10 protein-coding genes and 2 pseudogenes are annotated in these 12,180 nt (G+C 36.9%); 8 read left to right on the top strand and 4 right to left on the bottom strand.

Going from position 1 to position 12,180, the window contains the following annotated elements:
* The 5 genes and pseudogenes from BIZ38_RS22065 to BIZ38_RS21105 all read left to right on the top strand — a co-directional run.
* Nucleotides 1-81 (top strand): transposase (locus BIZ38_RS22065; RefSeq protein ID WP_187490986.1); only part of this gene is annotated, 81 nt, incomplete at its 5' end.
* Between the two features lie 1,310 nt (nucleotides 82-1,391).
* Nucleotides 1,392-2,123, top strand: coding sequence for a DsbC family protein (locus tag BIZ38_RS21120; RefSeq protein WP_187491230.1), 732 nt, complete (start codon nucleotides 1,392-1,394; stop codon nucleotides 2,121-2,123).
* 6 nt (nucleotides 2,124-2,129) lie between these two features.
* Nucleotides 2,130-2,849: a TraV family lipoprotein gene (locus tag BIZ38_RS21115; RefSeq protein WP_187491229.1), complete on the top strand. Its 720-nt coding sequence runs from the start codon at nucleotides 2,130-2,132 to the stop codon at nucleotides 2,847-2,849.
* A 14-nt stretch (nucleotides 2,850-2,863) separates the two neighbouring features.
* Nucleotides 2,864-5,461, top strand: a complete 2,598-nt coding sequence (locus BIZ38_RS21110; protein WP_187491228.1) for a TraC family protein — start codon at nucleotides 2,864-2,866, stop codon at nucleotides 5,459-5,461.
* Between the two features lie 250 nt (nucleotides 5,462-5,711).
* Nucleotides 5,712-6,752: pseudogene (locus tag BIZ38_RS21105) on the top strand (IS481 family transposase).
* 304 nt (nucleotides 6,753-7,056) lie between these two features.
* Here the strand turns inward: BIZ38_RS21105 and BIZ38_RS21100 are convergent.
* The 3 genes from BIZ38_RS21100 to BIZ38_RS21090 all read right to left on the bottom strand — a co-directional run bounded on the left by BIZ38_RS21100 (nucleotide 7,057) and on the right by BIZ38_RS21090 (nucleotide 10,241).
* Nucleotides 7,057-8,322, bottom strand: a complete 1,266-nt coding sequence (locus tag BIZ38_RS21100) for an ATP-binding protein (protein ID WP_187491227.1) — start codon at nucleotides 8,320-8,322, stop codon at nucleotides 7,057-7,059.
* A gap of 77 nt (nucleotides 8,323-8,399) precedes the next feature.
* Nucleotides 8,400-9,113, bottom strand: coding sequence for a response regulator transcription factor (locus BIZ38_RS21095; RefSeq protein ID WP_187491226.1), 714 nt, complete (start codon nucleotides 9,111-9,113; stop codon nucleotides 8,400-8,402).
* Nucleotides 9,114-9,206: 93 nt separating this feature from the next.
* Nucleotides 9,207-10,241, bottom strand: a complete 1,035-nt coding sequence (locus BIZ38_RS21090) for a hypothetical protein (protein ID WP_187491225.1) — start codon at nucleotides 10,239-10,241, stop codon at nucleotides 9,207-9,209.
* 286 nt (nucleotides 10,242-10,527) lie between these two features.
* Here BIZ38_RS21090 and BIZ38_RS21085 point away from each other — a divergent pair.
* Nucleotides 10,528-10,668, top strand: a pseudogene (locus tag BIZ38_RS21085) (MmcQ/YjbR family DNA-binding protein); the annotation flags it as partial.
* A gap of 27 nt (nucleotides 10,669-10,695) precedes the next feature.
* Here BIZ38_RS21085 and BIZ38_RS21080 read toward each other — a convergent pair.
* Nucleotides 10,696-11,073 carry a hypothetical protein gene (locus tag BIZ38_RS21080; protein ID WP_187491223.1) on the bottom strand — a complete coding sequence of 126 codons (378 nt, stop codon included), beginning with the start codon at nucleotides 11,071-11,073 and terminating at the stop codon, nucleotides 10,696-10,698.
* Between the two features lie 538 nt (nucleotides 11,074-11,611).
* Here BIZ38_RS21080 and BIZ38_RS22060 point away from each other — a divergent pair.
* Nucleotides 11,612-11,896: a zinc-finger-containing protein gene (locus BIZ38_RS22060; protein ID WP_410446023.1), complete on the top strand. Its 285-nt coding sequence runs from the start codon at nucleotides 11,612-11,614 to the stop codon at nucleotides 11,894-11,896.
* A 37-nt stretch (nucleotides 11,897-11,933) separates the two neighbouring features.
* Nucleotides 11,934-12,074, top strand: coding sequence for a hypothetical protein (locus BIZ38_RS21070; protein WP_187491221.1), 141 nt, complete (start codon nucleotides 11,934-11,936; stop codon nucleotides 12,072-12,074).
* Nucleotides 12,075-12,180: the final 106 nt, after the last annotated feature.

Genomic DNA, 12,180 nt, shown 5'->3' with positions numbered 1-12,180 from the left:
TGGTCTGATGGGTACTTTGTGTGTTCTGTAGGGAATGCAAGCGCAGAGACTATACGAAAATATATCCAAGAGCAGGGGTGACACCTATTCATCCCCGCGACATCACTTTGTTCTGATCACGGGGTTTTCTCGGTGAGTTTAGATAAACATTAAAATCATTACCTCAATGAACCAAACTAGAATACTATGACCTAGCTGTAACTTTGTTTCTAAAGGCCAAATTATTAAAAACACTCACTTCAACTTAAATTTTGCTACTAATTCCACTCTTACCACATAAAATATAGAACGGCATTGAATGAAATAATCATTAAATTTTCTCCACGATTTTTTTACTAAAAAAACCATATAGAACAACAACTAAAATATATTTATGCTTAATTATTCAGGGTGAATTCGCCAGAATATTCACTACAAAAATATAAATCCAATTTAATCAACTCAAGTAATCCTTAAATATTCGCCAGACCTGAAAAGCACAAAAAACTCTTTATTATCTGATGGTTACTTTAGTTTACTTCAAAATATTCAGGGTGAATTCGCCAGTTCTTCGTAGTCATTTATCCAAATGGACTGTATTCAAAAAGATAACGCTTTTTGCTAATTCCCTTTTTTAAAAACTCATTAACTGTTGGCAATAAGCTGATAATTCGAGCGTTCTTAAAAAAAGCAGATAGATTTATAGCTGACCAGCAAGGCCAGCAAGGCCAGCAAGGCCAGCAAACATTCATTGTTTGGTTATTATCTGTTGGAAGCAATGCAGAACTTGAAGATCATACTGTTAGTTTTAAATTAATAGTAACGCAAACAGTAAGTCGACTTACTCCAAAAGCCATACAAATTATTTGACAACTGATTGCCGACTATCACGTAAAGTTGACATCCAGGCTCTTCGATTACTTGTCGCGTCACTCCAACTTAAAAAACACTTAATGATTTCCTTAATAGTGAAAATGAAAGCTCACTATTATTACCATCGTTCACGCTTCATAAAGCAACTATAGCCGACAGAAGCTTACCGTTAGTTCTGGAAAGTGGTTCATTACAAATGAGCGCATTAACTCATGAGGTGATGCATTAGATGAGGACGATTACGAAGATGTTTCATTTCGACAACACCATGTCATTGTGTAATATTGATATTAACCTATCAAAGATCAATATTTTACCAACTAAGGGCTTTCACATGCCTAATGCTAAACATTTAGAGCTGTAAACATCAGAAATACACCATAATTAGTTTATTAAACAAGCATATCAACCATCGAGTTAGTAAAACTCTGCTTTATCCAAATCCATGAAAAAAAGCAAAAATCTGTAATTAATCTCCCCTTTTCATTCCATAACCATGATTACAATGACATATCTGTCAATTTAAAGAGTAAGTCACAATGTCACTAAAGAGAAAAATTACTGCTATTGGTCTATTAGCAGCAAGTCTTTTAAGCGTATCTTCAATGGCGAAATCAATTAATCCGAAAGAGTTAAAGCAAACTCTTTCTCAAAAAGGTGATATCGAAGGTATTCAAGAACTCCCTGTTGAAAACTTAATGCTAGTTAAGACTAAATCAGGACAAACATATTTTGTATCTAAGAATGGCCGCTTTGTCTTTCAAGGCCAGTTAATTGATACATGGTTTAGACGAACTATTGATGAGTTGAGCGAAGCAAAAAATGCTCACCGTGTTCCTCTTGAAAAAATGGGCGTAAAACTAGATGAGCTTGCAACACTATCATTTGGTAACCAAGACATACCCAAGCAAGCAACAATATTCGTTGACCCTAATTGCGGATACTGCCACGCCCTGTTCAATAAAATTCAGCAATCTCCAGAAAAGTACAATGTCGACTTTGTACTAACAGCGATGCTGGGCAGCCAATCTTTACTAGAGTCCAAACGCCTAAATTGCGCTGTTGATAAATCTAAAGCTGTCATCGACCTTATGAACAAGACAAAACTAGCAACAGAAATGAGAGAAGACTGCGATGCAAAAGCTGTTCAAAAAGCACCTATCGTTATGGGATTGCTTGAGGCTAGAGGAACCCCATTCTTAGTTCGTGAAGATGGTTTAACCTTTAATGGACTACCAAGCGATTTTGATGCGTGGCTTGAGATGGAGTAACTTGCAATGAAAGAAATCTTTAAAATCAGCTCAATTCTAGCCATAGTCTCATTATTTTCTGGGTGTTCAGCATTTACTATTGGTGAAGAGGAATTTTCATGTGCAGGTAAACCGGAACTTGGTCTTTGTAAAGGGCCGATGGAGGTTTATGAGTTAACCAACAATCAAGACCACCTTGAGCACATGATGACTGCAGAATATGCAAAAAACGAAGGTGCAAAAAAGTCAAATTCAGAAGGAAACCAAAAAGTCATTTACGTTAATAGTGAAGGGGAAGACATCACATACGTATATGAACCAAGAAGTTTGCGAAGACAAAACGCACAGGATTATGACAAAGCCAACATTGTTGGTATCGCTAGCAATGACACAATGTCATATTCGAAACAATCACACGATGAGTTAGATGACTTAAGAACTTTCAATTATGTTCCAAATGATATCGCGCCAGAGCCTCTCGCTGTTCTAGAAGAAGCTAAAGCAATGCGTATTTATGTTGCTGCTTGGGAAGATAAGTCTGGAGATTTGAATATTCCAGGCTTCGTTTATGTTGAATTACAACCAAGACGCTGGGTAACAGGCCATCAAGCTCAAATGCGCCCAAGTCGAGTATTACCATTTCAAACAATAAAGAAAAGCAAAGTAACAAGCCAAAGAAAAGAAACTATGGCCAAAGGTATCGATCCGTTGAGCATTTCTAGACCTCAGCCTGAGGCTAATAAGTAAAATAGGTGTATAGCATGCTGAATAAAATCCAAGAAGCTATCGAAAAGATATTGAATCCAGATATCGAAGAAACCCAGCATAATTTTGCTGGCCCCCTTTGGCGAAGCACCATTGAAGATCAACAAAAGCTTCTCGGAGGTAATAAAGCCGCAGAATTAAACTGTGTAATGGAATACATTAAAGAATATCAAATGTTCTTAATGGAAGGCGGTTACATTGGATTTGTTATCGCCTGCCAACCAACTAACGGGGTAAACAACGAAATAAGAACAGCCTACGAAGGCTTTCTATCTGATGAGTTTCCTCACAACACATTAATTCAACTAAGCCTAGCTGCTTTACCACGAATAGATGGCTTTCTAAATGGTTACAGGCAACTACGAGGGAAGCGGATTGGTGGTGAAGACGGTGAGCTTGCTGATGCAATGAGCGAATCAGTAATTAATTATTACTCTAAAGCAAGAAAAGAGTCTCTTGATAAAAAATCAGGTATCCGGCCAAGAGATTTTGAACATTGGATCACAGTAAAAATCCCAGTTAAAAACTTTATCCCTTCCGATAAAGAGCTCAAAGAGTTCCTAGAGATAAAAGATAGAACATATTCAATATTCGAAGGGTTAGGCTTAGCCCCATTAATTTTAAATGATGAAGAATGGCTTTCAAGAATGCAGACTTTCTTCAATCACTCACCTAATGCGCTTTGGCGAGATAAAGTAAAAATCAACAAGCTTGTCCCACTTGGTGCGCAAATATTAGAGCAGGGCGGAATAATTAACCGTGATGAATATGGTCTAGAATTTTCATCTTTAGATGAGAAGTCAAATGGATTTGCTTCAGTCATGACCCTCAAGCAAACACCCGATTACTTGAACTACGGTGATATTATAAACCTGCTAGGTGATTGGCGTTTTGGCAAGCGAACGGTTGCTTGGAACCCATATTTAATGACGCTTAACGTACAGTTACCAAGTATTCATTCGGCAAATGAAGAATTTGATCGCCGTAACAAATGGTTAAAAAAACAAGCAAAAGGAAAAATGCTGGAGTGGGTTTCAACCTTGAAAGACCAGGCACAAGATTATTTTGCAATCGAAGATGAACTGAAAAACTCAAGATTATGTAAAATTAGCCTAAGCATGATAGTCCTTGGTGAGAACAAGAAAGAAACATTCACTGCGACTAGGAAGCTGCAGGCATTCTTCAAACGCAAAGAGTATAAGTTCAACATAGAAACAATTTTGGCGCCTAGCACTTTCTTAAACGCTTTACCTCTTGGGCTTGATGATGAATATATAAAATTATCAGACCGGTTTGATGAATGGACGGCAAAAGGGGCTGTATTTTTATTACCACATAGCGCGAGTTGGAAAGGAAACACTTCACGGCCAATTCTAGAGTTTGTCACGCGCTTTGGGCAAATATTCGGTTTAGACATATTTGAAACAGATGGTTCCTTTAATGCACTTATTTGCGCTCGCTCTGGAGCTGGTAAGTCATTTTTCAATAATAAGCTAATCACTTCATATCTAGGCTCTGGTGTTAAAAGCCGGCTTGATGTGGGCAGCGATACTGACGGCGCTCAAGTGTTTGTTATTGACAAAGGTCGCTCATATGAAAACTTAGCAAGCCAGTATAAGAATGCTCAATTCATTGACTTCAATGAGAGCATGAAGTTTTCACTTGATCCATTTGCAAATATTGATGACTTTTATGGCAAAGAAGGTCAAGCAGCCATGGTTCATTCCTTGCTGAAAGCAATGGCGTCAGAATCAGGTGATTTAAGTGACTACCAATCTACAGAAATGCTTACAGTACTCACTGAACTTTGGAACCTTAAAGGGAAAGATTCATCAATCACAGACTTTTCTGAGCTGTGTGAAAAGCACCAAGATGTTGAAATAAAGAGGATAGGGCGCCAACTAAAACCATGGTGTGAAGGCGGAATTTTTGGAGACTTTTTTGGTAAGAAATACCCACCAATAAACTTCAAATCACGATTAATCGTTTGTGAGATGGATGAACTATCCTCGCAACCTCACTTATCACAATGTGTTCTGATGAGCCTTATCAACGCAGCTCAACATGCAATGTTTTTATCAGGCAACAAACAAAGAAAACTTTTCATTCTCGATGAAGCTTGGGAATACCTTAAAGACAAGCCGGGTAAAATCAATTATCTAGCCGAGTTCCTTGAAACTGGTTGGCGTCGATTCAGGAAAACACGTGCAGCTGGCATTTGTATCACACAGAGCTTACTTGATGCTTACCAGAGCCAAGCAGGGATGGCCATAGTTAACAATAGTCCATGGAAGTTTATGTTGGCCCAGGAACCGGAAGCCGTTGATAAACTCAAAGAGTTAAAAGCGTATGATGGTACAGATCAAGACTATGATTTAATGAAAAGCGTTCATACTGATAAGGGGCATTACTCAGAAATCTTAGTGAGATACGGGCAATCGAGGGAAATAGTTAAGCTTTTTGTAGATAAAGAAACCCAACTAGTTTACTCAACAGATCCAGATGACAGGGAGTTAGTAGACAAGTTTAAATCTCAAGGTTATTCAATTAAAGAAGCTCTAGAACTTGCAAATAAAGAGAAGGGAAGGGGGTAATCACCTCTGTCTGTATGTACACGTATATGTATGTGTACGCACAGATAAATTGCAGATGAAGCGAGTTGTTAAAACTTGCCCAATTCAATTAAGCACTGCTTTCGAAGACCGCAAATTTCATTGAACAATGATTTATTAAACTGTATTAGTTCAGACAAGATCTGAAACTTCGATTTGAAAAAATTGAGAGTTACCCGTTTTGATTAAGGTGTCGAATCTTTAAATCAAAACAAACAAAAAGGTAACTCTCATGTTGCATACTAACAATCCAATCATTAAACACAAAACGGGTTTACTTAATCTTGCTGAAGAATTAGGTAATGTTTCAAAAGCCTGTAAAGTTATGGGTGTTTCGCGGGATACATTTTATCGATATCAAGAACTCGTCGAAGACGGTGGACTTGATGCGTTAATTGATAAAAGTCGTAGAGCGCCAAACTTAAAAAATAGAGTTGATGAAGCAACTGAACAAGCCGTTATTAAATACGCTGTCGATTATCCAGCTCATGGTCAACACAGAACGAGTAATGAACTCAGAAAACAAGGCGTATTCGTTTCTGGCAGCGGTGTTCGTTCAATATGGCTACGTCATGACTTAGAGAATTTCAAAAAGCGTCTCAAGGCACTAGAAAATAAAGTGGCTAAGGAAGGTATCATTCTCACCGACGCCCAAGTAGCTGCGCTTGAAAAGAAAAAACATGATGACGAAGCGTGTGGTGAAATTGAAACGGCTCACCCAGGTTACCTAGGCTCTCAAGATACATTTTACGTGGGTAATCTCAAAGGCGTTGGGCGTATCTATCAACAAACCTTCGTTGATACATACAGCAAAGTAGCGTTCGCTAAGCTCTACACCACGAAAACGCCAATTACTGCGGCTGACATACTCAACGACAAAGTATTGCCGTACTTCGAACAGTACGAGCTTCCAATGCTACGTATTCTGACCGATAGAGGTACTGAATATTGTGGCAAAGTCGAACATCATGATTACCAGTTATATCTCGCTATTAATGATATCGATCATACAAAAACTAAAGCTATGTCACCGCAAACAAATGGTATCTGCGAACGCTTCCACAAGACGATACTCAATGAATTCTATCAAGTTACATTCCGTTAAAAGCTATATAGTTCATTAGAGGAATTGCAAAAGGATCTGGACGAATGGATGATTTATTACAATAATGACCGAACTCATCAAGGAAAAATGTGCTGTGGCAGAACGCCATTGGAAACATTATTAGATGGGAAATCGATTTGGGTTGAGAAGAATTTAGCTCAAATCTAAACTGACAGTCACCGATTGAAAAACGGGTAACTGTCAGATCAAGTCTGAGCTAGTACAGATTATAGTATTTAAATATTATGACTTAAACACATGAAACATTCATAATAATCTTCATCGTAAATTTTAAAGTCTATCCTTCTTCTTGGAGAGGGGTGAATATTATTCGTCAGATAGAAACAACCGAACTTACTCAATGTTAACTTTCTTAGCCCTAACCAGTAATCCTAACTTTGTTACATTACGCTTATAAATTGCAGTTTTATTTTTTAGCTAAATAAAAGTGGACTATTATATGTGTTCAGTACTACTCCAATTCGAATGTAAGCGTAAATTTAGCTCCACCATAACTACTATTCGACAATATAATATCCGCTCCATGAAGAACAACTATTTCTTTTACAATAGATAAACCAAGTCCAAACCCAGCTTTATCTGAGTGTTCTTCTTGTCGATAATATGGCTGAAACACCCTTTCATAATCTTCCTTCTTAATTCCCCGTCCATCATCTTCTATACAGATCTTAATGTTCCTACTTTTTTTTGACACCGTGATAAATATATTGTCATCACCATATTTATCGGCGTTTATCACTAAGTTTTTTATTGCTCTCGATAGCAAAATGTCATCTGCTATTAGATTACATGGGGAGTCAATTTTGAGGTGGATTTTACTCTTGCACTCTTGTTGAAGCTTTTCACAATTTAATGCTAGGAAATCTTCTATTTGTATTGGCTTCAGTTGTAATTTTAGTTCCGCTCTTTCCATTTCAGCATATTGGAATAACTCTTCGACCATTTCTTCCATAACGAAAATCTGCTTTTCTAAACCACTAAAGTGCTCTTGTGATGATTTATCTATTGTTTTGCTTAATAGTTCAATATATAAGTGCATTTTAAATAAAGGAGAGCGAACTTCATGCGCAATAGAAAGGGTTAATCGTCTATGACTGCTTAATAATCGCTCTAATTTCTCAGCCATATTATTTAAACAATAATTTAGCCTTCCCACTCTCTGGGAGCTTTTCGTAGGTACTCTCGCAGAAAGTTCCCCTTTGCTGATATTGACTACAGTCGTTTCAATTAATTGCAACTTTCGATACAAATTAAAAAACCAAATAAAGCAACACAGCGCAACCATGAAAACCAAAGTAAGAGCAATATGGTTATCTAACTTGCGTGTCAATTGAATCAACTTATTTGATTCATCTTCATACATTCTATAATACTGTTCGTTTGAGAAGACTTTAAAATAATCATAAAACTCATCATCAACCCAGACATCTTGAGATACTACTTTGTCACGAATGTTAAGAGGAATATCTGATTTCGATATCGGTTCAATAATAACTTTGTTACGTTCAGCGATTAATTGCAGGAGAAGCCCTTTTCTATCTTCTGATATGTGTTTTTCCAGCTCATTTAGTAAGGTAACTTCTGCGGAAAAGTTGTCAGCATCGATAATATTGTATACATCAACATACAGATAAGTATTTAATATATGTAACATTATAAAAAATAAATACAATGTAAACAGTAAACCAAAATACAAAGGTAAAAATAGTCTAGCCATGATAAAAACTTTTCAAGTTAGCGAAGTATAGTTCTCAAAGAAAACTTAGATTGCTTCTACATCAATTAGATGTGTGATTACCAAAAATCAGGAACAAACATATAACCTTTACCACGCACAGTAATTATCCCTTGTGGTCTAGAAGCATTATCTTTCAGCTTTTTTCTTATTTGAGAGACTTTATTATCAATCGATCGATTCACTCCATCATAGTCTATGTTTCTTAAAGATTTAATTAATTCTTCTCGGCTGACTACTTGCTCTGAGTTTTCGACAAGGTGCCATAACAATGAAAATTCAGACGGTGTTAAGTTAATTAACTGATTATCTAATTTACACCGTTTGAGTTGATTGCTTAGCCATAACGCCCCATAGGTTCGCTCTTTGTCAGAAGGTTGAATTAGAACTTCCTCTCGAATCAAAGCCTTTCGGGAAAGTAAATTTTTTATTTTTGCCAAAAGAACTCGTGGTAAAACGGGCTTTTGAATAAAATCATCAATTCCCATTTCAAGCGCCGCAACTTGATCCATATCGTCAGCACTTGCGGTGAGCATCAAAATTATACCCTTAAATTGTTTTCTTACCTGAACTCCTATGGTTAAACCGTCAACTTTAGGTAACATCAAATCCAATATAACCATATCAGGGGCATGAGTAAGAATAACTTCTACAGCGCTCTCCCCAGAATTAAGAGCTATTACATTAAACCCATACCCTGATAAATAGTTTGTTAGTAAATGAGAAAGCTCATCATCATCTTCTATTAAGAGTATTTTTGAAGAAAAGTTCATAACACTCAAAGTATTGTATATGATTAACAAACTATGAGTATAACACATACCGAAAAATAAGTGAGGGGATAACATCCCCGCTAACTACTTTATTTAATCATCTTTGAGTAAGTATTTTCTCATTTCTTCATCAGACATTTCGTGAATACTATCAAAAGGAGCTGCATTGATAGTAAAGAAGTAAAACTCAGGACCTAATTCATCACCTAACATTTCACGGAAATAAGTTAGTTGTGATTGGTGAGCAGGGTCATCTTCGCTCAACTGGTCAGCCGTTTTCCCAGATTCACAACACCAAGAATGTACGCCAACTATAGCACCGCTTTCATATAGACGCTGATAACCAGACGCAAATAAATCTACCCCTCCAGAATATATTCTAGAACCTTTCTCAACTTTTGTTGTTAACTGAGCATTACGGATCAACCTTCCTGTATGTGAGTTAATATCATCATCAACAGACCCACTAATATTTTGCAAGAGGAGAGTCGTGACTTCAGGATTATTATTTACAAGGTCTTGGATCTGTATGTAAGTCTTTGTGCCTAATTCACCTTTTACTGTTGCTACAGCACCTTCTATTGCTAGTGTAGTACTACCACTTGAAACTACAGAATCATTAACAACAAGGCGAACGTTGAAGTCTTGTTGAGTAATATTATTAAGTCTTCCAGTGTAAATGGCATTATCATCATCAAATTCAATCGATATGTCATAGCCAGCCAAATATGCGTCCACTTCCTTATGAGCAGCCCCTAGATCTTCAGTCCCAGTTTCTATAACATAGAGTTTAGCCAAGGGCACTCCTTCTATAAAGTCAAAGCCAAAAGACAAAAAACCTTTCTCATAGCTGGCATATACAACTTTCTCCTCTACATCAGTAGAATGAACCGATATATCATATTGCACTCCATCAATTTGCAGCTCCAATTGATCATACTTATATTTAAACTCTTCAACATATTCCGCAACGTCATCAGGATGAAGGTTATAAACAGCTTCAGGTTGAGTAGCTGTAGGTTCTGGCGCTGTTGTAATAAGTTCACTCTTAGTACTATTACTTCCACCACAAGCAACTAAAGCTAAGGCAAGTGCAATTGGGCAAGTATATTTCAAAATTGTGTTCATAGTGTCTCTAGTTCAGTTTCTCAAGTTAGAGTAAGTGTATTGGAAACCTATCATTACTGATATCACTCTTGTGTCTCGCAAATGTACGTAAAAAACTTACATTTAGTACGATGAATGATTAAACGACTCAATTCTTCTGTTAGCTTTTATAAATATGAAGTCTGTTGAGGCAGAGAATGAATCTCCATAAATTAAAATTCAATTGAAATATCAGGCATACAAATTTGGTAGCATAGAGGTGTATGAAGTTTTTATAATGAAAATTAATGGGTTATACTTGCTAACTATTAAACGACTTTGGAACACCGTCATACTCGATGGCTCTATTCCACAAGGCGAAGTAGAGCGCATGATAGATAACTCGTTTATGTTAGTTGTCAGTAAAATGACGAAAAAAGACCAGAAAGCGATACATGTGCATATATAAACTAACAGGCGATTATAATCTCTAGTTTTATTGATTAAACCTCACTCGAACAGCAAAACCATTACCATATGCAACAATACCTTGCGGTGCAGGTAGATACCATTTGTTCAGCATTCCCATATACAATGTAATTTGAGCTCTTTCATATAAATTTACTCCAGTATAGTTTCGAGACTTAAACTCACATACAACAAACCTAAGCTTTAATAGATTGAAGAATAGGGCATCTGGCATACCGACTAGATTCTTATTTTCTACCTTTATTGGTTTTCGCCCCCCAACATCACCACCAATAAATAGATAATAAAGAGGCACTTGTAGCTTTCTCTTGACGCTATACCCTTTTGCAATAAGTACGATCACTACGATAGAGAAAACTAGAAAAATTTGAATAATAAGTAACATATGAAACCTATAATAGTTAAAAACACAGCGCGTATTAGATTTGAACTTTTACCTGCCCGGGCGTGCTCTCGCGTGCCTCTTTTAGCCAGTTTTTTATCGAATGCACCACCTTTAGCTTTCCTAAATAATTCTCTATCTGAGTAATAAAGAGCTAATTGGGAGACTGGTATTGATTTTTTTGGGTTCATTTACACCTCCTTATGCCACTCATTATTTCACGTTAAAAAATTGAAGCAGAGATTAAAATAGAGAAAATTGAGTTTTTTTGAATTCCAGCGCAATTGTTTAACCAGGGTTTAATGGAAGACATACAAACACTAAAACAAGGCAAAGCTGTGATTTATTTAAACCAAGTCATCTAAAAAAACTGGTCCAAGAGCAACTATCTAAGTCTGGAATAGTTGATGCTTCTACGTATAGCTATGTAAATGAACTAAGCAAGTTGCTCTCTGATCACCGGCATGAAGCTCTATCCCTGGCACTTGTAGGGGAGCTGAAGCATAAAGCTAATTACTTAACTAACTTAGCTGAAAAATCGATGCAAATATATTTCATCCACTTTCTGGAAGATATTGTGATGGGAAGAAACTCAAGAGCTGCAGAGGACATCAAAGTTCGATGTGAATACTGTTCCGGGTTAGCATCACTTTCAGAATCAAAGCACATATTCAAAGGTAAAGATCACGGTTTAGTTTATCTTTGTGAAAACTACAAATCAGGGTGTGATTCATACGTTGCAGTGCACAAAGGAGATAACTTCCTCAAGGAACCCTGGCTAATGCCGGCACTAGAAGCGCAAGACAAAAGGCACACAAAATATTAGATGTACTTTGGAAAGAGTATGGTTTTGCAAGAGTGATGTGTACAGACAGTTGGCTAACTACCTAGAAGTTAAACCTAATGATTGTCATATTGGTAAATTTACCGAGCAACAATGTGAATCAGCGGTGAACTACCCAGCGACATCGGTTCACTCTGATCACTGGGCTTCTACAGCCTAGCTTAACAGCTAGGCAGCTTCTTTTTTCTCAGATCCAAAATCCAACTTCGATAATTCGAAGACTTTCGTTTTAACAGATTGTTTCTGCTGAGATGCGGGTGTTACCC

The organism is Pseudoalteromonas sp. BZK2, assembly GCF_014349195.1.
Taxonomy (GTDB): Bacteria; Pseudomonadota; Gammaproteobacteria; order Enterobacterales; family Alteromonadaceae; genus Pseudoalteromonas; species Pseudoalteromonas simplex.
This window is presented reverse-complemented; position numbering and strand designations above follow the sequence as displayed.